The organism is Streptomyces sp. NPDC058697 (genome assembly GCF_042715345.1).
GTDB classification, from domain to species: domain Bacteria; phylum Actinomycetota; class Actinomycetes; order Streptomycetales; family Streptomycetaceae; genus Streptomyces; species Streptomyces liliifuscus.
The window spans coordinates 121111-145402 of the sequence record NZ_JBHXSU010000022.1 but is presented as its reverse complement, the minus strand read 5'-3'; the positions used below and the strand labels follow the sequence as shown (position 1 = coordinate 145402).

Below are 24292 nucleotides of genomic sequence, written 5' to 3'. Positions count from 1 at the left end.
CCTCCCTGTACAGGAGAAACACCATGACACGCACCGGCCGCGGCGGAAGCCACCGGAGCAAGAAGAAGCGCGTCCTTCTCTTCCTGGCGCCGGTCGCCGCCCTGGGGCTGGCCGTCCCGCTGATGTACAGCGCGGGCGCCGCCACCCCCGACGAGGTGGCCGCGGACTGCGCCGCGGACTCGGACAAGTTGGAGAACTGCGAGTTCGTCGACGTCCAGGCCAAGGCCAACAGTCTCGGCCCCAACGAGCGGGTCACCAGCGTGACCGACAACTGCGGAATCACCTCCGCCGCGACGAAGACGTTCAGCGGAACCGCGGCCGTGACCCGGGTCATCCAGACCGGGGAGGGATTCGACGTGGACGGCAGCACGAAGCTCGGGAACTCCTTCTTCGAGATCGGCGTCAAGTTCAGCACCACGGAAATCAAAATCAAGCGCGACGACACCACCTCCTCGTTCTCCTTCACCAGAAGCGACACCGTGAAAGCCGACCACATCGCCTTCTTCATGTGGTCCCACAAGCGCACCGATGTGAGCGGATTCCTGAGGGCCACCTACAAAGAGCCCCAGGATGGCCAGACGGTGTTCTTCTCCCCCAGCGAGGGAGCCGCCACCGTGCACGTGTTCTATCCGCAGCTGTTGGCCAACGACACGCCCGACGGCCGCCTCTGGCTGCGCAATGTGCAGTGCGGCACACCGGAGGCCAACGGAATCATCAACAGCGGGAACAGCATTCGCACCGAACCCGGATTCGGTGAAGGCGGAACAAACGTCACCGACGTCGAAGTTCCGCTGTCGGAGGTCACGCTGTCATAGCGGCGCCGACGGACAGGTGAAAGCGGGAGCGGGCCCTCGGTACGGATACACGGGGGCCCGCTCCCCCACACGAACCAGCGAACCCGAGCCGTTCCCACACACGAACGGCTCGTTCTCACACGCGAATCGGGAGATCCGCCCCCAGCCACTTCAGGACGGCTTCCGTGCTCCCCCGGGCGTCCAGCTTGGCGTAGATGTTGCTGAGGTTGTTGCGGACGGTCTTCTCGCTCAGCCCTAATCTCGCGCCGATCTCCTGTGCGCCCAGGCCGGTCGCGAGCAGTTCCATGATCTCCCGCTCCCGGGGCGAGAGCAGGGAGCGCATTCGCTCCGTCGCCTCCCCGCCGCGCGGCATCCGCGCGGCGGCCTCCCGCAGGGCGGTGCACGCGGTGGGCGAGAGGTAGGCGTGGCCGACCGCGGCGGCCATGACCGCCGAGGACAGCATGTTGACGCAGTGGTCGCCGTCGACCAGATAGCCCGCGCCGCCCCGGAACACCTCGACCACCGTCCCGCAGTCCCGCCGAGGGCTGACGACGACCACCGGGGCGCTCATCGCGCCCATGGCCTTCAACAGTTCCGCGAAGGCGACCGACGGATCCTGGCAGCGGAGTACGACGACATCCACCGCGCCCTCCAACGGGCTTTCCCGGAGCGCGCGGTAGGGCGGGGACACGGGCAGCGCCCGGCCCACGTACGGATCGTCCGGGGCCGGCCAGTGCTCGTACGGCCAGTCGGCGTCGGCGCAGGCGAGCGCGACGGTCAGCTTGCGGGAGGGGACCACCGGAGCGGTGGCGCTGACCGGATCAGTGGTACCGAATGGCACGGTGACGCATTCTGGAACGGTGGTGCCGACGCGCTCGGAGCCTTGCTGGTCGCTGTGCAGGGAGGTTCGGACGTGCCGGGGGGATCGCACTTCGCGTGTCCTTCCGCCGTAGCCATGACGTCCTTACATACGCGGCACGGGCGGGCTTTGTTCGAAGTTTCAAGAATGAACTGTCTGGCTGTCAGACAGCTGTGTCCTGTGTGACTGCGGCGGCGCCTACAACAGAGGGGCGACCTCCGCACCGAACGCGGCCATCTGGTCGGTGAGTTCGGTACGGCTCCGGCTGCGGAACCGCACCTGGATCTGGTGCACCCCCATCGCCCGGTACGCGCGCAGCGACTCGGCGAGCGACTCGGGAGCCCCGCTGAGAGTGCGGCGCCCCACGCTCCACCCCGGCTCCCCCACGTACAACGGCTCGGTGATCGCCCCGACGACGAGGGGTTCGGCGACCCCCGCCTCCTCTCTCAGCCGTCGGACCCGGGCGATCTGCTCGGGCAGCCGCTCCCGCGGGTCCCCCTGCGGCAGCCACCCGTCGCCCCTGACCGCGGCCCGCCGGACGGCGGCCGGCGAGGACCCGCCGACCCAGACGGGCACCCGTTCCTGCACGGGCCGGGGCCGCTGCCCGAGCCCCTCGAAGTCGTACAACTTCCCGTGGTGGGTGGGGAATTCATCGGGCCCGAGGGCGGCCCGCAAGGCATCGACGCACTCGTCGAGCACGGCCCCGCGCCGCTCGAAGTCCACCCCGAGGACCTCGAACTCCTCCTGTACGTGTCCGGCGCCGACCCCGAGGATCAGGCGCCCGCCGCTCAGGCGGTCGAGGGTCGCGTACTGCTTGGCGGTGAGCAGCGGGTGCCGCAGCCCGACCACCGCGACATGGCTCAACAGCCTTACGCGCTCGGTGACTCCGGCCAGGAAGGCGAGCGTGGCGACCGGGTCGTACCAGACCGTGCTCATCGCGGAGGCGAGGCGGCGGGGTATGGCGACGTGGTCGCAGCTCGCGACGTAGTCGAAGCCGGAGCGGTCGGCCGTGCGGGCGATCTCGACGAGGTCGGCGGGACCCGCGTCCGCCTCCCACGCCTCCGCGTAGATGGTGCTCTGGGACTGGACGGGGAGCTGGATCCCGTAGGTGAAGGACGTGTTGCCGAGAGGGGCGCTCAACTGGCACCGCCCGGTCCGGCCCACAGCCCGTCCTCGGTCAGTCCTAGGAGCTCGATCGCGTTGCGCCGTACGATCCGGTCGACGACGTCCGCGTCCAGGTGGCCCATCTGCGCCTCGCCGACCTCGCGCGACTTGGGCCAAGTGGAGTCGGAGTGGGGGTAGTCGGTCTCGTAGAGCACGTTCCCCACGCCGATCGCGTCGAGGTTCTTCAGCCCGAAGGCGTCGTCGAAGAAGCACCCGTACACGTGCTCGGTGAAGAGTTCGGACGGCGGCCGGTGGACCTTGTCGGCGACGCCGCCCCACCCACGGTTCTCCTCCCACACGACGTCCGCGCGTTCGAGGATGTACGGAATCCAGCCGATCTGGCCCTCCGCGTACATGACCCTGAGGTTCGGGAAGCGCTCGAACTTGCCGCTCATCAGCCAGTCCACCATCGAGAAGCAGCAGTTGGCGAAGGTGATGGTGGAGCCGACGGCCGGCGGGGCGTCGGCGGAGGTGGAGGGCATCCGGCTGCTCGACCCGATGTGCATGGCGATGACGGTCCCGGTCTCGTCGCAGGCGGCGAGGAACGGATCCCACTCGTCCGTATGAACGGAGGGCAGTCCGAGGTGCGGAGGTATCTCGGAGAAGGCGACGGCCCGTACTCCACGGGAGGCGTTGCGCCGCACCTCCTGCGCGGCGAGTTCCGCGTCCCACAGAGGTATGAGGGTGAGCGGTATCAGCCGGCCCGCCGCATCGGGCCCGCACCACTCCTCCACCATCCAGTCGTTGTAGGCGCGCACCGAGAGGAGCCCCAGTTCCCGATCCTTGGCCTCGGTGAACGTCTGGCCGCAGAAGCGGGGGAAGGTGGGGAAACAGAGGGCGGACTGGACGTGGTTGACGTCCATGTCGGCGAGGCGCTGCGGGACGTCGTACGAGCCCGGGCGCATCTGCTCGTACGTGATGACTTCGAGTTTGATCTCGTCCCTGTCGTAGCCGACGGCGGTGTCGAGACGGGTGAGGGGGCGGTGCAGGTCCTCGTAGACCCACCAGTCGCCGATCGGGCCGTCGTCCCCGGGGCTGCCCATGACCGGGGCGAACTTGCCGCCCAGGAAGGTCATTTCCTTGAGCGGGGCGCGAACGATGCGCGGGCCCCGGTCCCGGTACCTCGACGGGAGCCGGTCCCGCCAGACGTTGGGGGGCTCCACCGTGTGGTCGTCCACCGAGATGATCTTCGGGAAGGTCTCCATGTGTTTTACGGTAGCGCCGATCTGACGGGCCGTCAGCTGTCGTGCGGCGGCTCTCTGGAATGCGGGAACCTCGTCACGGGGTTGCGAGGAGGGGGTGTGGGCCCTGTGAGGGCTTGCGCCACTCGGCACGGCGGCCTGTGATCGGTATCTCCCACGGCTGACGCATCCGCCATGAACAAGGCAAACTGGCCTGGTTGTCATGACGTTTCGGCAGGGGGCAGCGATGGACGGTGTACCGCGAGTACCGGAGCAGTGGCGTCCCGATGATTCGGCGGCGCTCCGCTTCAGCGTGCTCGGCCCGGTGCGCGCCTGGCGTGGGGCGGATTCCCTGCCCACCGGGTCCCCTCAACAACGTGCCCTGCTGGCGGCCCTGCTGCTCCGCGAGGGCCGCACGGCCACGGCGGGCGAACTGATCGACGCACTGTGGGGCGAGGAACCGCCTTCCCAGGCACTGGCGGCGGTTCGTACGTATGCCTCGCGGTTGCGGAAGGTTCTTTCGCCGGGGGTTTTGGTGAGTGAGTCGGGCGGATACGCCGTCCGGCTCACCGACGAGTCCGGCGTGGGTGCTTCGCTGGACCTCGCGCTGGCCCAGGAGCTGGCGGCCGACGCGGAGAAGGCGAAGACGACGGGCGACCTGTGCCATGCGCGCGCCCTGCTGAACAAGGCGCTGAGCCTGTGGGACGGAGAGGTCCTGGCGAGCGTGCCGGGTCCGTACGCGGAGACCCAGCGCGCCCGCCTGGAAGAGTGGCGGCTCCAACTCGTCGAGTCCCGGCTGGACATGGACCTGGAGCAGGGCTGCCACGCGGAAGCGATCTCCGAACTCACGGCGCTCACCGCGGCCCACCCCCTGCGGGAACGGCTGCGCGAGCTGCTGATGCTGGCGCTGTACCGCTCGGGCCGGCAGGCGGAGGCCCTGGCCGCCTACGCGGACACCCGCCGGCTGCTGGCCGACGAGCTGGGCGTGGACCCGCGGCCCGGTCTGCAGGAACTGCAACAGCGCATTCTTCAGGCGGACCCGAGGCTCGCGGAACCCTCCGCCCCGCTGGCCCCCGAGACCGCGGCCGCACCGGTGCGCCCGGCCCAACTCCCCGCCACTGTCTCGGACTTCACCGGCCGGTCGTCCTTCGTGACCGAGCTGAGCGAGGTGCTGGCGGCGGCGTCGGCGGCCGAGGGCCAGGTGATGGCGGTGTCGGCGCTGGCCGGCATCGGCGGCGTGGGCAAGACGACGCTGGCCGTCCATGTCGCACACCGGGCCCGGAGCGCCTTCCCGGACGGACAGCTGTACGTGGACCTGCAGGGAGCGGGCCCGCGGGCGGTCGCACCCGAGACGGTCCTTGGCGCCTTCCTGCGCGCCCTGGGCACCGCCGACGCGGCGATACCGGACTCCCTTGAGGAGCGGGCCGCCCTGTACCGCTCGACCCTGGACGGCCGCCGGATCCTGGTGCTGCTGGACAACGCACGGGACGCGGCCCAGGTACGCCCCCTGCTGCCCGGCATGGAAGGGTGCGCGGCGCTGGTGACATCGCGGGTACGGATGGTCGACCTCGCCGGGGCCCATCTCATCGACCTGGACGTCATGTCGCCGGAGGAGGCCCTCCAGCTCTTCACGAGGATCGTGGGCGAGGAACGAGTGGCCTCGGAGCGCGAATCGGCGCTCGACGTGGTCGCGGCCTGCGGATTCCTGCCCCTTGCGATCAGGATCGCCGCCTCCCGTCTGGCGGCCCGGCGCACCTGGACGGTCTCGGTCCTCGCGGCGAAGCTCGCCGACGAACGACGCCGGCTGGACGAACTCCAGGCCGGCGACCTGGCCGTGAAGGCCACCTTCGAGCTCGGGTACGGGCAGCTGGAACCGGCCCAGGCCCGCGCGTTCCGGCTGCTCGGACTGGCCGACGGCCCGGACATCTCCCTGGCCGCCGCCGCGGCAATGCTCGATCTCCCCGTCGAGGACACCGAGGACCTCCTCGAATCCCTCGTCGACACCTCACTCCTGGAATCGGCCGCCCCCGGCCGCTACCGCTACCACGACCTGGTACGCCTCTACGCTCGTGCGTGCGCGGAGCGGGACGAACAGCCGCCGGGCGAGCGGACGGCCGCGATGTCGCGGATGCTCGACTTCTACCTGGCCACGGCCGCCGGGGTCTACGCGATCGAGCGGCCCGGCGACCGGCTGATCGACCACCTGGAGACGACGGAGTACCCGGGGCTGCGGTTCACCGACGGCAGCTCCGCCCTCGACTGGCTCTACAACGAGGCCTCGCCGCTCCTGGCCTGCGTACGGCAGTCCGTGGGCACGGACAGGATGCGGCGGGCGGTGGACCTGCTGTGGGCCGCCAAGGACCTCACCGAGTCCGGAGCCAACTCCCACCAGTACGAGACGACCGCGCGGGCGATGTGCGAGGCCACCCGGACCGCGGGGGACGCACACGCGGAGGGCAGAGCGCGGACGACGTTCACGAACGTCCTGCTGGTCTCCGGCCGCATCCAGCAGGCTGCCGAGCAGGCGCAACTCGCCATGGAACTCGCCGCCTCCGCCGAGGACGCCATGGCCATGAGCTGGGCAGCCAACGACCGCGGGCTCACCCTCATGCACCAGGAGCAGTACACGGACGGCAAGCCGTTCTTCGAGCGCGCGATCGAGGGGTACGCCACGATCGGCAACCGGCCCCTCGAAGCGCTCAGCCTGTGCAACCTGTCGCGAGCGCACCTGGGCATGGGGAACATCGCCATGGCGGTGGAGATCGCGCAGCGCGCCCTCTCGGCGTACCTGGAGATCGGCCAGACCCTGCGCCTCGCCAACGGTCACTTCACCCTGGGCATCGCCCTGACGAGAGCCGGCCGTCACACCGAGGCCCTCAGCCAGTTCTCCGACGCCCTGTCCGTCTTCGGGAGCCACCGGCAGCGGCTCTGGGAGGGGACGACCAACTTCCGCATCGCCGAGGTGCACCTGGCCGCCCGCCGCCCCGCGCAGGCGGCCCAGCACGCCGAGCAGGCCCTCGCGCTCGGCTGCATCGGCGGCGACCGCATGCAGGGCACGGTGCTGACGCTGCTGGGCCGGGCCCTCACCATGCTGGGCCAGGTCGACCGGGCCAGGGCCTGCTGGCGCGAGGCGCTCAACCTCTACGAACAGCACGGCGGTGCCGCGCAGGCCGAGGAGGTACGCGCACTGCTCACGCCCGCCACCGCAGCGTGAAAGGCGTGCCAGTGACAGGGCAGTAGCGGACGTTCAGCATTCGTTTATCTCCGCCCGGCACTCTCGTACGTGTCACACCGTCGCGTCGGGGGGCAGACGGTCTGACCAGGAGCCCAACGGCTAATGTGCGGCTCCGAACGCCCGTCCAGAGACCCTCGGGGGAGTTTCTGGGCGGGCGTTCCTTACTCGTCACCACAACGGAGGGATTCAGGCCCATGAGCGAGACGAAGAAGGAAACGGACCTCACCACGCAGGACAACGGCATGCCGACGCCGCCCGCCAAGGACCCGGTCGTGACACCGCTCGACAACGGGATGCCCACGCCGCCCGCCAAGGGCTCGGACGCCACCACCCAGGACAACGGGATGCCCGCGCCGCCGGTCAAGGACCCCGAGGTCACCACGCTCGACAACGGTATGCCCAGTGAGCCGGCCGACATCCGGACCATGGACAACGGCATGCCCTCCCCGCCGGCGCTGGACCTCGACGGCAGCAAGTAGAGACCTTCATCCCGACGGGGACCGGCCGCGGTGGCGCGGAGGGGGAGCCACCGCGGCCGTGGTCTGTCCGGGCATGAGCACGGGTACGGGCCAACAGGCGGCCCGAACCGTTCGATGCCGTCGAACGAACGTCCCGCTTGTCGCCGGCGTCCCTTGATGTCCGGAAGTCCCCTCTCCCACAGGAGCAGGCATGACCCGAGCCAAGAAGATCCTCACCACGATCGCCCTGATACTCACCGCGGCCGCGGCCTCCGCGAGCCCGGCCCTGGCCGACAACTCCATGCCTGCACCCGCACCGGACTCGCCCGCCTCCGTGACCTCACCGGCCGGCTCGGCACCGTAGAAGACCCGATGGGGGCCGACCTGGGCGGGCTCGGCCCCCATCGCCTTGAACCGGCTCAAGGCCGCGACAACCCCGGAGGGAGGGCTGTCGCGGCCGGGGCAACCCGGTCTCAGGCGCAGAGTTCGCCGTCGATCAGGTTGTTCTGGGCCTGCTCGGTGGACAGGTCGGAGGCGCCGTCGCCGGTCGCGTGCAGGACCACGGCCCGGCGGCCGTCGGGGCTGACGCCGTTGCGGGTGGTGTAGCCGGGGAAGTCGCCCGCGTGGCTGTAGTAGGAGCCGCCGCAGGTCAGCGGGACCTTCAGCAGGCCCAGGCCGTAGCTCGCGCCGGGCCACACGGGGTCCAGGTCGGCGGCCCGTACGGTCGTCTTCATCTCCGCGAGCTGCGCCGGGCGCAGCAACTTGCCGCCCAGGAGCGCCTGGTAGAAGCGGGTCAGGTCGGCCGTCGTACCGATCATGGCGCCGGCCGCGCCGGCCGCGGACGGGTTGAACGCGGTGGTGTCGATCGTCGGCCCGGTCTTCCCGAAGTCGGAGTAGCCGTGCAGGTGGCGGCCGGGGATCCGGGAGTCCGTCGTCGGGGCGGATGTGTCGCGCAGGCCCAGCGGGCGGATGATGCGCTTGGTGACCTGCTGCTCCCAGCTGTGCCCGGTGACCTTCTGGATGATCATTCCGGCGAGGATGTAATTGGTGTTGGAGTACGCCCACTTGGCACCGGGCTCGAAGTCCGGGGCGTGGCCCATAGCGATGCCGACCAGCTGCTCCGGGGCCCACGTGGTGTAGCGGCCCGCCTGGTAGTCGTCCACGCTGGCCAGCACCGGGAGGTCCGCGGTGTAGTTGAACAGCCCGCTGGTGTGCTGGAGCAGCTGCCGTACGGTGATCCTGCTGCCGTCGTTGCCGTTGCCGGACACCACTCCCGGCAGCCAGTGCTCCACGGTGTCGTCCAGCGACAGCCGCCCCTCGCCGACGAGTTGGAGTACGACCGTGGCGACGAACGTCTTGCTGGCGCTGGCCATCCGGAACCGGTCGCCGGAGCGGGCGGCCGCGCCGGTGGCCTTGTCGGCCACGCCGGCGGTGGCGTACCGGGAGCCCCGCGGACCCGTCGACTGGGCCACGACACCCACGGTCCCGGTCTTCAGGATCGCGTCCACGTCCGCCTGAAGCGCCTTGTCGTGCGCCTTGCCGTGCCCCTTGTTGAGCGTCTTGCCGTGCGTCCTGTCGGGCGCCGGCTTCGCCGCCTGCCCCGTCGCGCCCGCCGCGGGCAGGGTCAGTCCGATACCGGCAAGGGCGGTCACCAGCGTCGTGGCCACAATGCGGGAGGTGAGCTTCGTCTTCATGTGGGGCGGGCTCCTTGCGGGTCGGTCGTCGTACCGCCGTTGCGGTGTGATCACCAACCTAGGAATTCCGGCCCCGCGTCACGATCCGGCAGCCTGGCCGTTCGGAGCGGGTGCCCACCCCACTGCGCCGGTAGCGCCTGCTCTACCTGACCCGTCCTGACCTCGGCCAACACCGCCGGGATCAGGGGCCGGTGACAGTACGTCAGGTGCGTCGGCGCGCGTCGTCGAGGTAGCGCAGGACCGCCGCGACCCGCCGGTCCACCTGGTCGGCGGGCGACAGGTCGAGCTTGGCGAAGATGCTGCGGATGTGCTTGTGGACGGCGCCGTCCGTGACGACGAGCCGTTCGGCGATGGCGCCGTTTCCCAGGCCCTCGGCCATGAGCCCGAGCACGTCGCGCTCCCGCGGGCTGAGCCGCTCCAGGCGGGTGTCCTGGCGGCTGCGGGTGAAGAGCTGCGCGACGACCTCCGGGTCGATGGCCGTGCCCCCGGCGGCCACCCGGTTGAGCGCGTCGAGGAACTCCTCGACGCGGCCCACCCGTTCCTTGAGCATGTAGCCGAGCCCGGTGACCCCGCCGGCGAGCAGATCCGTGGCGAAGGACTGCTCGACGTACGCCGACAGGACGAGGACCGCCAGATCGGGCCGTCGCCGCCGGGCCTCGACGGCCGCGACGATCCCCTCGTCGGTGTGCGTCGGCGGCATCCGTACGTCGAGGATGGCGACGTCGGGCTTGTGGGTGTCGATGGCGTCGAGGATGCCGTCGGCGGTACCGGCGGTGGCCACCACGTCGAGCCCCTCGGCGCGCAGCAGCAGCGCGAGTCCCTCCCGCAGCAGCGGGTCGTCCTCGGCGATCACAATCCGCATGGCATGTCCACCTTGAGAGTTGTCGGGCCGCCGGGCGGGCTGGCCAGGTCGAGGGTGCCGTCGTGGGCCGCGATGCGGCGGCGGATGCCGGTGAGCCCGGAGCCGCCCGCCTCGTCGGCGCCGCCGCGGCCGTCGTCGGTGATGTCGAGTCGCAGCCGGCCGCCACGGCTGCGGACCGTGACGGTGGCGCTCTTCGCCCCGCTGTGCTTGGCGATGTTGGTGAGCGTCTCGGCGACCACGAAGTAGGCGCTGGCCTCCACGGACGCGGCGCACCGCTCGGGTGCCTCGACGTCGATCCGGCAGGGCACCGGGCAGCTCGCGGCGAGTCCGGTGAGCGCGCCTTCGAGCCCGCGGTCGGCCAGTACGGGCGGCAGGATGCCCCGGGCGACCGAGCGCAGTTCGGCGAGGGCCTGCTCGGCGGCGCTCTGGGCCCGTTCGAGGAGTTCGTCGGCGCCCGCCGGATCGCGGGCCACCATGCGGCGGGCGGCGCCGAGCAGCACGGTGACGGTGACGAGCCGGTTCTGGGTGCCGTCGTGCAACGAGCGCTCGATGCGCCGCAGTTCGGTGGCGTGGGCGTCCAGGGCGGCGGCCCGGGTGGCGGTGAGTTCCGCGACGCGCAGGGAGAGGTCGGTGTCGGGTCCGGCCGCGAGGAAGGTGCGTCCCGGCCGCGCCTGGAGCCGTGCCATGGCGGGGGTGAGGCCCAGGATGATGGCGATCCAGCCGAGCCCCAGCAGGGTCACGGCCAGGGCGTCGGGCCAGCCCTGGGCATGGCCGAGGCCCACGGACGTACTGGTCGCGCCTTCCGGCATGAAGCGCCAGTACAGCGGGAACAGCGCGTCGCGTACGGCCATCAGCGGCAGCAGCAGCGCGATCAGGCCGAGCAGCAGCCCGAGCGTGCCGTGCCGGGCCAGCCAGCGCAGCTCCCGCCGGGTGGTCGGGTCGACGAGGGCGAGCCGCAGCCGGGTCGGCGCCGGGTCGGGCCCGATGATCTCGGGACCCCACCGGGCGAGCCGGTGGCGTTCGCGGTCGGCGAGGGAGTGCAGGGCGCGCAGCACGGCGGGGGCCATGAGCAGCCCGACGCCCACGACGGACGTCAGGGCGGCGACGGCCAGCCAGACCAGCACGGCCAGCGCGAGCATCGCGGTCCCGAGCCCGCCGATGAGCTGCCCGAGCGCGCCGCCGGCGGCCTCGGCGGTCCGGATCGCGCTTGCCGTGATCCCGGGCCGGCCCGCGTCGACCGGCTCACCGTGCCGGGTCGAGGTCGACATCCGCCCCACCCCTCTCCCTCGTGAACAGCCCTGTGCGGGCGGCCGGTTCGCTGTCGATGAGGAGCGTAGAGGTACAGCCTGCTGTACCCCCACTCGGGCTGCTGGCGGGCTCGGCCGCGCAGGGTGCTGATCCGTAGCTTCGAAGCACGCCGGGGGGACCCGCCCAAGGGCCCCCGGAACACGACGAGTTCGGAGACAACAGCCATGACGACCACGGACCCCTACCGCCTCACCGGCGGCATCGAGAACCCGGACGAGACGGGGCCCGGCGTGCAGCGGGCCGACATCGTGCGTACGACGCTGTGGCTGGTGCTGGTCATCAGCACCGTCGGCAACATGGTGGCCTCCTACGGCACCGCCTCCACCACGATCCACCTGGCCTGCGGCGTCGTCACCGCGCTGTGCGTGACCGCGCTCGTCACCCGCCACCTGCGGGGCCGGCGATGAGCGGCGTCCACGCGGGAGCCGGCCACCCGACACCGACACGGACCGCTCCCGCCATCGCGCTGGCGAACGTCAGCAAGACGTACGCGGGAGGCGTCCACGCCCTCGACGACGTGTCGCTCGCCGTGGAGAACGGCACGTTCCTCGCCGTGATGGGGCCCTCGGGGTCCGGCAAGAGCACGCTGATGCACTGCGCCGCCGGTCTCGACTCGCCCACCTCGGGAAGCATCCGTATCGGCGGCCAGGAGATCGCCGGGCTGAACGAGACCCGCCGCACCGAACTGCGCCGCGAGCACATCGGGTTCGTGTTCCAGTCCTACAACCTGGTCCCCGCCCTCAGCGTCGCCGACAACATCACGCTGCCGCTGCGCCTGGCGGGGCGGGCCCCCGACCGGGAGTGGCTGCGGGCGCTGGTCGAGCGGGTCGGTCTCGCCGACCGGCTCTCGCACCGGCCCGCCGAGCTCTCCGGCGGCCAGCAGCAACGGGCCGCGATCGTACGGGCGTTGGTGGCCAAGCCGGCCGTCGTGTTCGCCGACGAGCCGACCGGAGCACTGGATCTGCGCAGCGCCCACGAGGTGCTCGGCCTGCTGCGCGAACTCGTCGACGAACTGCGCCAGACGGTGGTGATGGTCACCCACGACCCGGCCGCCGCCGCCCAGGCGCACCACGCGGTGGTGATGGCCGACGGCCGGGTGGTCGAGCGCCTGTACCAGCCCACCGCCCCCGAACTGGCCGACCGTCTCGTCAAGCTCGGAGAGGTCTAGAACCATGCTGCATCTCGCGGTCCGGATGGCCGGACACCGGATCACCGCCCTCCTGGCGGTGGCGTGCGCGGTCCTCGGCGGAGCGGCCCTGATCACCGGCACCGGGGTGCTGGCCGAGTCCGGGTTCCGCTCCCAGCTGCCGGCCGGGCGACTGGCGGGCGCGGAGGTCGTGGTCTCCACCGAACAGAGCTTCAGTTCGGGCCCCGACCTGCCGATCGCGCTCCCGGAGCGCGGCAAGGTCCCGGCCGGACTGGTCGACGAGCTGGCCCAACTGCCCGGCGTCACCGCGGCGGTGGGCGACATCGGCTTCCCCGCCGCCCTCGTCGACGCCGACGGCCGGGTCGTACCGACCGAGGACCCGCGGACGGCCGGACACGGCTGGTCCTCGACGAAGCTCCTCGTGGACGCGAAGGTCGACGGATCCGCTCCGGCCGGCACCGGCGAGGTCGCCCTCGACAGCGCGACGGCCGCCACCGCGGGAGTCCGGGTGGGCGACAACGTCCAGGTCGTCGCGGCCGGCCGCGCCCCGACCGCCTACCGCGTCACGGCGCTGGTCGACGCACCGGACGCCGGAATCCTCTTCGCCGACCCGACGGCCGTACGACTGTCCGGCCGCGCAGACGGAGAACGCGCCGGAACCGTGGACCTGATCGCCCTGCACACCGAGCCAGGCGCCGAGGCCTCGGTGGCCGCAGCGGCCCGCGAAAAGATCAAAGACACCAGCAGGAAGACGAATACCACCGCCCCCGGCGCGGGCGCCGCCAACCTGATCGTCTCCACCGGCTCCGAGCGCGGTGACATCGCCTCCCCCGGCGCGGGCGCCGCCCGCTCGCTGCTGATCCTGCTGGCCAGTTCGCTCGGCGGAATCATCATGCTGATCATCGGTTTCGTGATGGCGAGCGCGCTCGCGGTATCGATCGGCGGCCAGCGCCGCGACCTGGCCCTGATGCGGGCAGTCGGCGCAACTCCCAAACAGATCAGGCGACTTGCGGCCGGACAGGCCTCGATCATCGCCGCCGCGGCGGTCGTGCCCGGAGTGGGTCTCGGCTACCTCCTGGCCGGGCAGTTCCGGCGGATGCTCGTCGACCGCGAGGTGATCCCGGAGGTCCTGCCGCTCACGTTCAGTCCGCTGCCCGCGCTCGCCACCGTCCTGCTCCTCGGTCTCGCCGTGCAGGTGTCGGCCCGCAGCGCCGCGTGGCGCACCTCGCGCATGCCGGCCACGGAGGCGGTCGCCGAGTCCCGCAGCGAACCCCGCACGCCGTCGAAGACGCGGGCCCGCTTCGGCCTGCTGCTGATCGTCGCCGCCACCACGCTGTCGGCCGCACCCCTGCTGAGCCGTACCGTCCTCGGCGCGACGGCCACCTCCATGGCCGGGATCATCGGGGCGATCGGCCTGGCCCTGGCGGGACCCGCCCTGGTCCGGGGCATCGGCGACGCGGCGGGCCGGCGGCTGCGGCCCGGGGTCTCGGCGCCGACCTGGCTCGCGGTGTCCAACATCCGCGGATACGCGCTGCGGCTCTCCGGGGTCGTCAGTGCCCTGGCCATGGCGGTCGTGTTCGTCCTGACCTACACGCTGGCCCAGACGACGGTCATGAGCGCCACCGCGCAGGACACCCGTACCGGCACCATCGCCCAGCAGCGGCTGACCGCGCCGGGCCTCGGCGGCCTGCCCGCCGGCACCCTCGCCGCCGTCACCAAAACCTCGGGTGTCGAGGCGGCGGCCCCGGTCAGCGACACCACCGTGATCCGGGAGTACAAGCAGTTCGGTGACCCGGTCGTCGAATCCGGCTCGGCGATGATCCTGACCCCGGCCGCGTCGGGCGTCCTCGACCTCGGCGTACGGGACGGCAGCCTGGCCCGCCTCAAGGGCGACACGGTCGCCGTCAGCACCGAGGTCGCCCGCTCCCCCGGCTCGGGACTCGGCAGCCGCATCACCCTCGTCCTCGGGGACGGCACCCGGGTCAGCCCCAAGGTCGTCGCCGTCTACGACCGCGCCCTCGGCTTCGGCCCGCTCGCCCTCTCCCACGACCTCGTCGCGGGCCACACGACCACGGGCCTCGACCAGAGCATCCTCGTCCGCACCGACGGCTCCGCCGCCGCACAGCAGGCCCTCACCGCCCTCGTCGCGTCCCGCCCAGGCCTGGCCCTCGCGCCCACCGACACCGGATCGGGCGACAGCCTGACCGACGCGCCGCCGGAAGTCTGGATCAACCTGGCCCTCATCGTCGTACTCCTCGGCTACCTCCTCCTCAGCATCGCCAACAAGCTCGTCGCCACCACCGCACAGCGGCAGGGCGAGATCGCCACGCTCCGCCTCAACGGCACCACGCCGCGCCAGATCCTCGCGATGATGCGCCGCGAGGCCGCGGTCATCGGAGCCGCCGCACTCACCACCGGCCTGCTGCTGTCCGCGATCCCCCTCGCGCTGCTCGGCATCGGCTTCCTGGACCGGCCGTGGCCCGCGGGCCCGGTGTGGCTGCTCCCCGCCGTCGCACTGACCGTGATCTGCACGGCCTTCATCACGGTCGAACTCCCCACCCGCCAGGCACTGCGCACGGCCCCCGCGCATGCGCTGTCCGCCCGCGAATAAGCGCCACATGGACGGCCCGGAAGTACGGGCAGACGCGCGGCCGGGGTAATCCGGCCGCGCGTCTGCCCGTACTCCCGCTTCCGAACCAGCCCCCCCAGCCCCCCCAGCGCCCCCCAGCGCCCCTCAGCGCGCCCGCAGCTCGCCCTTGACGACCTTCCCGCTGGCATTGCGCGGCAGTTCACCCACGAACTCCACCGTCCTGGGCACCTTGTAGTTCGCCATCTCCCGTCGGGCCCAGGCGACGAGATCGTCCGCGGTCGTCACGGCTCCCGGCCGGCGCACGACGTACGCCCTGCCGACCTCGCCGAGCCGCGCGTCCGGTACGCCGATGACCGCCACGTCGGCCACGTCCGGGTGCAGGCCGAGGAGTTGCTCTATCTCCGCCGGGTAGGCGTTGAAGCCGCCGACGATGAACATGTCCTTGATGCGGTCGGTGATACGGAGGTTGCCGGCCGGGTCCAGGACGCCGACGTCACCCGTGCGGAGCCAGCCGTCGGGGGTGAGGACCTCGGAGGTGGCCCGGTCGTCCTCGTAATAACCGCCCATGACGTTGAACCCGCGGACCAGGACCTCGCCCTGTGCGCCGGGAGCGACGGAGACGCCCGCCGCGTCCACCACCCGCACCTCCGTGCCCGGGATCGCCCGGCCGGACGTGGACGCGATCACGCCGGGCTCGTCCCCGCGTCGGCACATCGAGACGATCCCGCTGGCCTCGGAAAGTCCGTAGGCGGTCAGAACGGTCCCCACCCCGAGTTCCTCCCGCAACCGCTCCACCAGGCGCAACGGCACCACCGCGGCGCCCGTCACCACCAGACGCAGGGGCGAGAGGTCGTACGCGTCACGGCCCGGGTGGTCCAGAAGCGACTGAAGGAGGGTGGGCGGTCCCGGCAGCACGGAGATCCGCTCCGAGGCCACGTTCGCGAGGACCGTGTCCACGTTGAACACCGGCTGCGGGATCATCGTCGCGCCCCGCATCAGACAGGCGATGACACCGGCCTTGTAGCCGAAGGTGTGGAAGAAGGGGTTCACGATCAGATAGCGGTCGCCCTCGCGGAGGCCCGCGAGATCGCTCCACACCTCGTACGCCCGCAGTGTCTGCGCGTGGGTGATCACTGCGCCCTTGGGGCGCCCCGTGGTACCCGAGGTATAGACGATGTCCGAGGCGAAGGACGACTCGACCGCCAAAGCCCTCGCCCGTACCTCCGCAGCGTCCACGCCGTCCCCGCTCGCCAGGAAGTCCTTCCAGGTACGGAAGTCGGCGGGGGCATCGTCCGAGAGAACCACCACCTGCTCAAGATCCGAAAGCCCGGCGAGCGGCCCCACGAAACCCACCCCCCGCCCCCCGGAACCCAACCCCCGATCGCCGGAACCCGCCCCTCGACCCGCGGAATCCGGACCCTCCCCGGCCGCCCTCCGCAGGGAAGCCACATACGAAGTCCCCAGGAACGTCCCGGTCACGAACAGCAGCTTGGCCCGGCTCCGGGAGAGGATGTACGCAGCCTCCGTGCCCTTGAAGCGGGTGTTGAGCGGCACGAGGACCGCGCCGACGGACACCGCGCCCAGCGAGGAGACGATCCAGTCCAGGGTGTTGGGCGCCCAGATGGCCACGCGGTCACCGGGGTTGACGCCGTTCGCGACGCAGGCGGCCGCCGCACGTTCCACCCGGACGCCCAACTCCGCGTACGAGACACGCGTACGGCCCTCGACGACCGCCTCCACGTCGGCGTACCGCTCGGCCGCCCCCCGCACCAGCCCCGGAATGGTGCCCCACTCCATGTCACCGCGCACAACGAGCCTCCCCATGGTCGACTCCCACTAGCTGACTACCCGTCAGATTAGCTGTAGCCTGACGCCCTGTCAGCATTCGTGGACCACGGTGGAGGTGCGCCCATGACAGGGGCAGGACTCAAGGACGCCACGGCCGTCGTAGGGATCGGGCAGACTCCCTTCGCCAAGCAACTCCCCGAGAGCGAGAAGGCGTTGGCCTGCCGGGCGATCCTCGCCGCTCTCGACGACGCCGGGATCTCCCCCGCCGAGGTGGACGCGCTCGCCTCCTACACGATGGAGGAGACCGACGAGGTGGAGGTGGCGAAGGCCGTCGGCTTCGGCGACCTCACCTTCTTCAGCAAGGTCGGTTACGGGGGCGGCGGTTCGTGCGCCACCGTCGCGCATCTGGCCGCCGCGGTGGCCACCGGCCAGGCGACGGTCGGAGTCGCCTGGCGCTCACGCAAACGCGGCAGCGGCCCGCGCCCGTGGAAGAACACGGCCGTCCAACTCCCCACCCCCGCCCAGTGGACCCGCCCTTTCGGCCTCCTCCGCCCGGCCGACGAGATAGCCATGCTCACCCGCCGCTATCTGCACGAGTACGGGGCGACCCGCGACCACCTCTTCAACGTCGCCCTCGCCTGCCGCAACCGGGCCAACCAGAACCCGGCGGCGATGATGTACGAACGCCCGCTGACCCGGGACATGTATATGACCTCGCGGTGGATCAGCGAGCCCCTCTGCCTCTTCGACAACTGCCTTGAAACAGACGGCGCGTTGGCCTGCGTGGTGGTCTCCGCCGAACGTGCGCGCGACTGCCGCCGCCGACCCGTGTACGTCCACTCCGCCGCCCAGGGCCTGCCCGCCCAGCACCACGGGATGGTCAACTACTGGAACGACGACCCGCTGACGGGCCCCGCCTGGACAGCCGCGCGCCACCTCTGGAAACACGCGGACTTCACCCCGGAGGACGTGGACGTCGCCCAGATCTACGACGCCTTCACCCCTCTCATCCCTCTCTCCCTGGAGGGCTACGGCTTCTGCGACCGGGGCGAGGGCGGCGCGTTCACGGAGGGCGGCGCCCTGGAGATCGGCGGACGTCTACCGCTGAACACGAGCGGCGGCGGCCTCTCGGAGGCGTACGTCCACGGCTTCAACCTCATCAACGAGGGCGTGAAGCAACTGAGGGGCACGAGCACCGCGCAGGTACCGGGCGCGGCCACCTGCCTGGTCACAGCGGGCGAGGGCGTACCGACGTCAGCCCTCCTCCTAAGAACCTGACCGTGCTCATGAATTACTGATCGACCGAGCTTCCGCCGAACCGAGGAGCCGACATGCTGACACCTGTCGTGGATGACGACGGCGCCCCCTTCTGGGAGTACGCCGCCCGGGGCGAACTGCGCGTCCAGGCCTGCGCCGAGCCCGACTGCGGCGAACTCCGCTTCCCGCCCCGCCCCTGCTGCCCGCACTGCCACTCCTTCGACACCGAGTGGCGCAGGATGAGCGGCAAGGGGCGCGTCTGGTCGTACGTCGTCCCGCATCCGCCGCTGCTGCCCGACTACGCGGCGCAGGCCCCGTACAACGTGATCGTCGTCGAACTGGCGGACGCGCCGCGCATACGGCTCGTGGGGAACCTCGTCAGCGGGCCGGACGCGGCGCTCAACTCCGTTGCCCAGGAGCGGATCCGGATCGGGGCGAAGGTGCAGGTGGTCTTCGCGGGCGGCGAGGACGGCGGAAGCGGTGCCGGGCTGCCTCGCTGGGTACTGGAGCGGCCATGACCCTTCACGTCTCCAGTGACAAGGACACCGGCGTCGCGGTCGTCACCCTCGACCGCCCGGAGAAACTCAACGCCATCGATCTGGACACAGCGGCCGCATTGACCACTGCCTGGCGGGAGTTCAGATTCGACGACGCGGTGCGGGCGATCGTGCTCACGGGCGCGGGCGGACGGGCCTTCTGCACGGGGCTCGACCGTGGCGCCGATGTCCCGCAGCCCAACTCCCCCTACATGGTGGACGATCCGCTGATCACCATCGGCCCGAAGGCGTGCGACCTGTGGAAACCGGTCATCATCGCCGTGAACGGCATGGCCTGCGGCGGCGCCTTCTACCTCATCGGCGAGGCGGATTTCGTGATCGCCGACGAAACGGCCACGTTCTTCGATCCGCACACCACATACGGCATGGTCAGCGCCTACGAGTCCATCCTCCTGGCACAGCGGATGCCGTTCGGGGAGGTCGCCCGGATGGCGCTGATGGGAACGGCCGAGCGGGTCTCCGCACGGCGGGCGTACGAGGTCGGACTGGTCAGCGAGCTCACCGCACCCGGTGAGGCACTGGCCGCCGCAGTGCGGTGCGCGGACATCATCGCGTCCTACCCGACAGAGGCCGTGCAGGGAACGGTCCGGGCGCTGTGGGCGGCAAAGGAGGCGACCCGGACGGCCGCGCTGGCGCACGCCCCACATCTCGTATCAATGGGCAACCTCCCGAACGAGGCACAGGCGGGACTGTTCACCGGCCGCCGTGGTGAGTACCGGACCCGCTGACCCTCAGCCGAGCCGCCACCCGCCCCAAGTCGTCACTGAGCGTGGCCGTCGCGTGGCGGAGGTCGGGGACCCGGCGTAGCGTCGGCATCGAGAGCCCGGGAACGGAGGTCCGCGCATGGTCCGCACCTTGCTCGGGTCCGTCCTTGCTCTCGCCGGAGCGACGGCCGCCGTATGGAGCCCCTTCCGTGCCTGGTACGACGGCCGTCACGGCAGGCACTACCGCCTCGGGGACCTCTTCTCCTCCGGCGGCGTCACGAACGTCCCCGCGGAGCTCTTCGCCTCGCTCTTCCTGCCCTTCGCGGGCGCCGCGCTGATCACGCTGGCCGGGCTGCTGCTTCGGTCGCGACTGCTGGTGGCTCTGGCCGGCGTGATCGTCCTCGGCTTCACCGTTCTCTGGCTGATCCGGGTGGGCCAGGCCGCCGGCAGCCTCGTAATCTCCGGCACCCCGTCCAACGGCCTTGGCCCCGGCACGGGTCTCGCCTTTGGCGGTGGTCTTCTGCTGCTCCTGGCTTCCGTGGTCCTACGCGGCCGTGGGGTGCGGGCGGAGCCCGTGTACGTACCTCCGCCGGATCCGGCGGTACCGACGCTTGATGGTCCGCCCGTGGAATACCGCTGAGCGCGTCCGCCTTGTGGAAACCTGCGGCCCAGTGGGGGCTGGTCGCGCAGTTCCCCGCGCCCCTAAAAGCTAAAAGATTGCGCCGTTCCCCGCGCCCCTGATCAGCGTGCCTGAGGCCGGGTGCGTACGTGCGGGTGCGTCGTGGCTTGTCGCGCAGTTCCTCGCGCCCCTAAAAGCCAAAAGACTGCGCCGTTCCCCGCGCCCCTGAATGGCGTGGCTGAGGCCGGGTGCGTACGTGCGGGTGCGTCGTGGCTTAGCGCGCAGTTCCCCGCGCCCCTGACGGGGCGTGGCCCGCCCTCCCCACTCGGCGGTAGTCGCCCTTCTGCCGGAGGGGGCGTGTCGGGGTTTCCGATCGCAGCACGAACTCTGATGGGCAACCAATCAGTACGGGATGACACAGCTGCGATCGGATGCCCCGGCGCGGGCCCGACTCGACGGCGGGCGACTGGCGGGGCTTTTAGGGGCGCGGGGAACTGCGCGATCAGCCCCCACCCACCCGCAGACGACAAACCCCTCAGGAACGGGCAGTCCCCGTCCCCTTCTCCGCGTCCAGCGCGTACACGCACCGATCCTTGCTGCACGCGTACACCACCCCGTCCTTAACAACGGGCGCCCCAGTGATCTCCCCACCCGTGGCCAGCTTCCACCGCAGCCGCCCATCGTCGGCCTTCAGCGTGTACAGCAGATGATCGGTAGACCCGAAGTGAATCCGCCCGTCGGCAACGGCAGGCGCACCCACCACGTCACCCCCCGCCTGAAAGCGCCACTTCGGCGTACCGGTGACGGCGTCAAGCGTGTAGAGCCCCTTCCCGGACCCCACATGCACATGCCCCGCGGAGACAAGCACGGGATCCAGCGAGGACCGCGCCTCCGTGGCGATACGCCACCGATCGCGCCCATCCGTCGCGTCGAGCGCGTACACCGTGCCGAGATAGTCGGCGAGATAGATCCCGCCACCCGTGACGGCGGGCCCAGGCGCAAAGGTCGGCGGGCTAAGAAAGACCGCCGGCGCCTCGAAATGCCACCGCACATGCCCACCGGCGACATCAATGGCAAGCACCCGCGTCCCGGCGGACACGTACACATACCCGTCATCAGCCTGCGTGATACGGACAGGCACCCCACCACACGACGCCGCGTCCCCAATGGGATACGACCACCGCTCCTCACCAGTACGCGCCTCCAGAGCCCGCAGCCGCGCGTCCTTCCAGACATAAACCGTGCCGTCATGGACGGCAGGCCCGGCCTCGGGCGACTCGAAGTCGGTCTGAGCGCCGGTGATCTCCCACAGCTTCTGCCCGTTGGCAGCCTCCCAGGCCTGTACGCCACCGCCACGCGTACCGGTGACGACCGTGCCGCGGTCGGCCTTGAGGGAGTACACCCACGCGTCGGTCGGCAGCCGCCACAGATCGGTGCCCTCGCGCGCGTCGAGGGCGAAAAGGGTAGGCCCGTCGGAGGCGTGCACACGCCCCCCGGCGACCGCCATGGACCAGGCGACGTCCCGGGTCTTGAAGCGCCGCCGCCCGGTGGCCACGTCCAGGGCATGCACCTCGAAGGACGTGACATAAACAAGGTCGCCGGCAACGGCGGGCGTGCCCCACACGTCGTTCGACATACGGAACCGCCAAGGCCGCCAGGACCCGGAGTCGGCACCGGGCGCCGCCGCAGGCGCGGGCACCGGGACAGGCCCGGCGCCGATGCCGACGCCGGGCACGACAGGGTCGGCCCCGTTCACACCGGGCCGCGCCCGCGACCAGGAAGCGGCGAGCCCGGCTTCGGGAGGAGGTGCCTTCACGGCGGCAGCACGGGCGTCGGCGACCCGCGGCCCCGGCCCGATGGGCACCTGGGCGCCGGCAAGGCGTACGGGCCCGGTGTCGGGCGCACCGCCGTGCCGCCCCGTGCCGGCGCCGACAGGAACGGGAGGCGGGTCGTGGGGCGGCGGAGGCGGCACCACGGGGGCGCCACGGCCACCGCTGCGGCCGGAGGACAGCTTGGCCGCCGGCCGGCCCCCGCGGCGCTGCTCGATGAGGCCCACGGCCCGTTCGGGCAGCCACGCGGACGCCGTCCCGCTGTCGTCGGAGCCGGAGCCGAAGAGGTGGGGTGCGAGCTGGGCCTGGAGGTCGGCCGGGTTGGGGCGGCCCGTCGCCTCCATCTGCATGCAGGACTCGATGAGCGGGCGCAGCTCGTCGGGGAGGCCTTCGAGGTCGGGGCCCTCGCGCAGGAGCATGAAGACGGTCTCGACGGGGTTCGCGCCGTGGAAGGGCGCATGGCCGGTGGCGGCGAAGACGAGCATCGAGCCGAGCGAGAACACGTCACTCGCGCCGGTCACGCTGCGGGAGTCCTTCGCCTGCTCGGGCGACATGTAGGCGGGGGTACCGACGGCCACATTGGTCATCGTCAGACGTGTGTTCGACACCCCGGAGGCGATTCCGAAGTCGATGACGCGCGGCCCGTCCTCCACGACAAGGACGTTCGACGGTTTCAGGTCGCGGTGGACAAGCCCTGCCCCATGGATGGACTGCAGGGCCTCCGCGACGCCCGCCGCGAGCCAGCGGACCGCCTGGGCCGGCAGCGGCCCGCACTCGGTCACTATCTCTTCGAGGGAGGGCGCGGGCACATAGGCGGTGGCCAGCCAGGGCACGGCGGCGCGCGCGTCGGCGTCGACCACGGCGGCCGTGTAGAAGCCGGAGACGGCGCGGGCCGCCTCCACCTCGCGCGAGAAGCGGACCCGGAACAGCTGGTCCTCGGCGAGCTCCGTCCTGACCGTCTTGATCGCCACCCGCCGGCCCGAGGCCGAGCGCGCGAGATAGACCAGCCCCATGCCGCCGGCTCCCAGCCGTCCCAGCACCTCGAACGGCCCGATCCGCCGCGGATCGTGCTGTGTCAGCTGATCCACCACTTGCCTGCCACCTCCCCGTACGCGGCCGCGCTTCCAGCCACCGCTCCAGCCGCAGCTTCAGCCACTGCGCAGCGTCTCACCACCGAGCCTCTCCGGCGGCACGCACCCCGATTCTTCCTGGCCGCGGCTCCGGTTGCGAACCCGGGCCCGAATCGGGATGTCTCTGCGCGTCTCGGGACAAAAGACTCGTGCTCGCCTTGCTTTTCAACGCCGCCCGGTGTTTTTCGTCGCCTTTCGCAGCTTTGCGCACGCCGTTCGTACGCCCTTCAGTACTGAAGCACCGCGAATTTCAAGTTTGCAGCAGGGCAAAGGACGCCCCCTGGTTGTCCGTGACGACCGCCACGCGCCCGTACGAGGTGTCGAAGGGCGGCGCCTGGACCCGTCCACCGAGCCGTACCACCGTCCCGAGCCGGGCCTCGCAGTCGTCCACCCCGAAGTGGACGAGGAAGTGGGGCGGCATCTCGGCCGGGAAGGCCTCGGTGACGAGGACCCGGCCGAAGTCGCGGGTGGTGCCGGGGCCGAAGAGGGCGTCGTGGAAGAGACGGGTGTAGAAGGAGTCGGCGACGGCCGTGTCGCGCGCGTACAGCTCGACCCAGCTGAAGGAGCCCTGCCCGTGCCGCTTGCCGAAGCCGGGGTGCGTGGCGCCCTCCCAGAGCCCGAAGACCGCGCCCTCGGGGTCGGCGGCGAGCGCCATCGTGGCGTACGGGCCCACCGGCACCGGAGTCGTGATCACCTGGCCGCCCGCCTCCCGGATCCGGCCGGCCAGGTCGTCGGCGTCCGGGGTGGCGAAGTACACCGTCCACACGGTGGGCATCCGCCCGTCCCGCTTCGGTACGAGGGCGGCCACGGGCTCGCCGTCGAGGTGCGCCCGTACGGAGCCGGCGTACGGGCCCGGGCCCGCGTACGCCGCGGGGGCCGGGGGCTCCAGGGACCCCGGGGCGGGCCCGGTCGCCGCCTCCGCCGTCTTGTCGAAGGGCTCGAAGGTCCACCCGAAGAGCTCGCCGTAGAAGCGCTTGCCCGCCTCGACGTCCGGAAGCTGGGCGTCGATCCAGCAGGGGACGCCCTCGGCGAAAGCGGCAGAGCCTTCAGATCCAGCCATGCGGCCAAGCTAACGGCCTTTCACGCATCCCGCAGAGCGAGCGGTTCCCCCCTCCT

General features: G+C 71.3%; 20 protein-coding genes. 11 read left to right on the top strand and 9 right to left on the bottom strand.

The features are described 5' to 3' along the window. Positions 1 to 23: 23 nt before the first annotated feature. Complete coding sequence (locus tag ACFWXQ_RS36620; RefSeq protein ID WP_383950120.1) at positions 24 to 815, top strand: hypothetical protein; 792 nt, start codon at positions 24 to 26, stop codon at positions 813 to 815. Positions 816 to 930: 115 nt separating this feature from the next. Here the strand turns inward: ACFWXQ_RS36620 and ACFWXQ_RS36615 are convergent, their stop codons facing one another. The 3 genes from ACFWXQ_RS36615 to ACFWXQ_RS36605 form a co-directional block, all read right to left on the bottom strand. After that, a complete protein-coding gene (locus tag ACFWXQ_RS36615; protein WP_383950123.1) occupies positions 931 to 1635 on the bottom strand; it encodes a response regulator transcription factor in 705 nt (234 codons plus the stop codon). Between the two features lie 216 nt (positions 1636 to 1851). Then, positions 1852 to 2793 (bottom strand): LLM class F420-dependent oxidoreductase, encoded by a 942-nt coding sequence (locus ACFWXQ_RS36610; protein WP_383950126.1) that lies wholly within the window; start codon positions 2791 to 2793, stop codon positions 1852 to 1854. Further along, positions 2790 to 4022 carry an amidohydrolase family protein gene (locus ACFWXQ_RS36605; protein WP_383950129.1) on the bottom strand — a complete coding sequence of 411 codons (1233 nt, stop codon included), beginning with the start codon at positions 4020 to 4022 and terminating at the stop codon, positions 2790 to 2792. The genes ACFWXQ_RS36610 and ACFWXQ_RS36605 overlap by 4 nt, the downstream gene beginning before the upstream one ends. Positions 4023 to 4245: 223 nt before the next feature. Between ACFWXQ_RS36605 and ACFWXQ_RS36600 the strand changes: the two genes are divergently transcribed. From ACFWXQ_RS36600 to ACFWXQ_RS36590, 3 genes are all read left to right on the top strand, one after another. Next, positions 4246 to 7212, top strand: coding sequence for a BTAD domain-containing putative transcriptional regulator (locus tag ACFWXQ_RS36600; RefSeq protein ID WP_383950132.1), 2967 nt, complete (start codon positions 4246 to 4248; stop codon positions 7210 to 7212). A 215-nt stretch (positions 7213 to 7427) separates the two neighbouring features. Beyond that, positions 7428 to 7712: a hypothetical protein gene (locus ACFWXQ_RS36595; protein ID WP_362080691.1), complete on the top strand. Its 285-nt coding sequence runs from the start codon at positions 7428 to 7430 to the stop codon at positions 7710 to 7712. 190 nt (positions 7713 to 7902) lie between these two features. Beyond that, positions 7903 to 8055: a hypothetical protein gene (locus ACFWXQ_RS36590; RefSeq protein WP_383950135.1), complete on the top strand. Its 153-nt coding sequence runs from the start codon at positions 7903 to 7905 to the stop codon at positions 8053 to 8055. A 109-nt stretch (positions 8056 to 8164) separates the two neighbouring features. On the opposite strand, the gene ACFWXQ_RS36585 is transcribed toward ACFWXQ_RS36590, so the two are convergent. From ACFWXQ_RS36585 to ACFWXQ_RS36575, 3 genes are all read right to left on the bottom strand, one after another. After that, positions 8165 to 9385, bottom strand: a complete 1221-nt coding sequence (locus tag ACFWXQ_RS36585) for a serine hydrolase domain-containing protein (protein WP_383950138.1) — start codon at positions 9383 to 9385, stop codon at positions 8165 to 8167. A 202-nt stretch (positions 9386 to 9587) separates the two neighbouring features. Beyond that, positions 9588 to 10247 carry a response regulator transcription factor gene (locus tag ACFWXQ_RS36580; protein WP_190229026.1) on the bottom strand — a complete coding sequence of 220 codons (660 nt, stop codon included), beginning with the start codon at positions 10245 to 10247 and terminating at the stop codon, positions 9588 to 9590. Beyond that, a complete protein-coding gene (locus tag ACFWXQ_RS36575; RefSeq protein WP_383950141.1) occupies positions 10235 to 11515 on the bottom strand; it encodes a sensor histidine kinase in 1281 nt (426 codons plus the stop codon). The genes ACFWXQ_RS36580 and ACFWXQ_RS36575 overlap by 13 nt, the downstream gene beginning before the upstream one ends. Positions 11516 to 11719: 204 nt before the next feature. On the opposite strand from ACFWXQ_RS36575, the gene ACFWXQ_RS36570 reads away from it, so the two are divergent. From ACFWXQ_RS36570 to ACFWXQ_RS36560, 3 genes are read left to right on the top strand one after another with little or no spacing between them, the layout of a single operon-like run. Further along, positions 11720 to 11962: a hypothetical protein gene (locus ACFWXQ_RS36570; protein WP_383950144.1), complete on the top strand. Its 243-nt coding sequence runs from the start codon at positions 11720 to 11722 to the stop codon at positions 11960 to 11962. After that, positions 11959 to 12723 (top strand): ABC transporter ATP-binding protein, encoded by a 765-nt coding sequence (locus tag ACFWXQ_RS36565; protein ID WP_383950147.1) that lies wholly within the window; start codon positions 11959 to 11961, stop codon positions 12721 to 12723. The genes ACFWXQ_RS36570 and ACFWXQ_RS36565 overlap by 4 nt, the downstream gene beginning before the upstream one ends. 4 nt (positions 12724 to 12727) lie before the next feature. Next, complete coding sequence (locus ACFWXQ_RS36560; protein ID WP_386270100.1) at positions 12728 to 15313, top strand: FtsX-like permease family protein; 2586 nt, start codon at positions 12728 to 12730, stop codon at positions 15311 to 15313. A gap of 123 nt (positions 15314 to 15436) precedes the next feature. On the opposite strand, the gene ACFWXQ_RS36555 is transcribed toward ACFWXQ_RS36560, so the two are convergent. Further along, positions 15437 to 17116 (bottom strand): fatty acid--CoA ligase family protein, encoded by a 1680-nt coding sequence (locus ACFWXQ_RS36555; RefSeq protein ID WP_383952678.1) that lies wholly within the window; start codon positions 17114 to 17116, stop codon positions 15437 to 15439. Positions 17117 to 17203: 87 nt separating this feature from the next. On the opposite strand from ACFWXQ_RS36555, the gene ACFWXQ_RS36550 reads away from it, so the two are divergent. The 4 genes from ACFWXQ_RS36550 to ACFWXQ_RS36535 all read left to right on the top strand — a co-directional run bounded on the left by ACFWXQ_RS36550 (position 17204) and on the right by ACFWXQ_RS36535 (position 20238). Then, on the top strand, positions 17204 to 18358 hold the full coding sequence (locus ACFWXQ_RS36550; RefSeq protein ID WP_383952680.1) for a lipid-transfer protein: 1155 nt from the start codon (positions 17204 to 17206) through the stop codon (positions 18356 to 18358). Between the two features lie 53 nt (positions 18359 to 18411). Beyond that, positions 18412 to 18855: a Zn-ribbon domain-containing OB-fold protein gene (locus tag ACFWXQ_RS36545; RefSeq protein ID WP_383952682.1), complete on the top strand. Its 444-nt coding sequence runs from the start codon at positions 18412 to 18414 to the stop codon at positions 18853 to 18855. Further along, entirely contained in the window at positions 18852 to 19622 is a 771-nt protein-coding gene (locus tag ACFWXQ_RS36540) for an enoyl-CoA hydratase/isomerase family protein (RefSeq protein WP_383952683.1), read from the top strand. Before ACFWXQ_RS36545 ends, ACFWXQ_RS36540 begins: the two co-directional genes overlap by 4 nt. A gap of 115 nt (positions 19623 to 19737) precedes the next feature. After that, complete coding sequence (locus tag ACFWXQ_RS36535; RefSeq protein ID WP_383952685.1) at positions 19738 to 20238, top strand: hypothetical protein; 501 nt, start codon at positions 19738 to 19740, stop codon at positions 20236 to 20238. 514 nt (positions 20239 to 20752) lie between these two features. Here ACFWXQ_RS36535 and ACFWXQ_RS36530 read toward each other — a convergent pair. Beyond that, positions 20753 to 23137, bottom strand: a complete 2385-nt coding sequence (locus ACFWXQ_RS36530; RefSeq protein ID WP_383952687.1) for a PQQ-binding-like beta-propeller repeat protein — start codon at positions 23135 to 23137, stop codon at positions 20753 to 20755. A gap of 289 nt (positions 23138 to 23426) precedes the next feature. Then, a complete protein-coding gene (locus ACFWXQ_RS36525) occupies positions 23427 to 24236 on the bottom strand; it encodes a VOC family protein (protein ID WP_383952689.1) in 810 nt (269 codons plus the stop codon). Between the last annotated feature and the right edge of the window lie 56 nt (positions 24237 to 24292).

What these genes read in the sequence shown, in the direction of transcription:
- ACFWXQ_RS36585 (WP_383950138.1), bottom strand. Translation starts at nt 9,385, where the DNA reads ATGAAGACGAAGCTCACCTCCCGCATTGTGGCCACGACGCTGGTGACC.
- ACFWXQ_RS36555 (WP_383952678.1), bottom strand. Translation starts at nt 17,116, where the DNA reads ATGGGGAGGCTCGTTGTGCGCGGTGACATGGAGTGGGGCACCATTCCG.
- ACFWXQ_RS36600 (WP_383950132.1), top strand. Translation starts at nt 4,246, where the DNA reads ATGGACGGTGTACCGCGAGTACCGGAGCAGTGGCGTCCCGATGATTCG.
- ACFWXQ_RS36550 (WP_383952680.1), top strand. Translation starts at nt 17,204, where the DNA reads ATGACAGGGGCAGGACTCAAGGACGCCACGGCCGTCGTAGGGATCGGG.
- ACFWXQ_RS36540 (WP_383952683.1), top strand. Translation starts at nt 18,852, where the DNA reads ATGACCCTTCACGTCTCCAGTGACAAGGACACCGGCGTCGCGGTCGTC.
- ACFWXQ_RS36590 (WP_383950135.1), top strand. Translation starts at nt 7,903, where the DNA reads ATGACCCGAGCCAAGAAGATCCTCACCACGATCGCCCTGATACTCACC.
- ACFWXQ_RS36560 (WP_386270100.1), top strand. Translation starts at nt 12,728, where the DNA reads ATGCTGCATCTCGCGGTCCGGATGGCCGGACACCGGATCACCGCCCTC.
- ACFWXQ_RS36570 (WP_383950144.1), top strand. Translation starts at nt 11,720, where the DNA reads ATGACGACCACGGACCCCTACCGCCTCACCGGCGGCATCGAGAACCCG.
- ACFWXQ_RS36620 (WP_383950120.1), top strand. Translation starts at nt 24, where the DNA reads ATGACACGCACCGGCCGCGGCGGAAGCCACCGGAGCAAGAAGAAGCGC.
- ACFWXQ_RS36565 (WP_383950147.1), top strand. Translation starts at nt 11,959, where the DNA reads ATGAGCGGCGTCCACGCGGGAGCCGGCCACCCGACACCGACACGGACC.
- ACFWXQ_RS36580 (WP_190229026.1), bottom strand. Translation starts at nt 10,247, where the DNA reads ATGCGGATTGTGATCGCCGAGGACGACCCGCTGCTGCGGGAGGGACTC.
- ACFWXQ_RS36595 (WP_362080691.1), top strand. Translation starts at nt 7,428, where the DNA reads ATGAGCGAGACGAAGAAGGAAACGGACCTCACCACGCAGGACAACGGC.
- ACFWXQ_RS36545 (WP_383952682.1), top strand. Translation starts at nt 18,412, where the DNA reads ATGCTGACACCTGTCGTGGATGACGACGGCGCCCCCTTCTGGGAGTAC.
- ACFWXQ_RS36605 (WP_383950129.1), bottom strand. Translation starts at nt 4,022, where the DNA reads ATGGAGACCTTCCCGAAGATCATCTCGGTGGACGACCACACGGTGGAG.
- ACFWXQ_RS36575 (WP_383950141.1), bottom strand. Translation starts at nt 11,515, where the DNA reads ATGTCGACCTCGACCCGGCACGGTGAGCCGGTCGACGCGGGCCGGCCC.
- ACFWXQ_RS36535 (WP_383952685.1), top strand. Translation starts at nt 19,738, where the DNA reads ATGGTCCGCACCTTGCTCGGGTCCGTCCTTGCTCTCGCCGGAGCGACG.
- ACFWXQ_RS36525 (WP_383952689.1), bottom strand. Translation starts at nt 24,236, where the DNA reads ATGGCTGGATCTGAAGGCTCTGCCGCTTTCGCCGAGGGCGTCCCCTGC.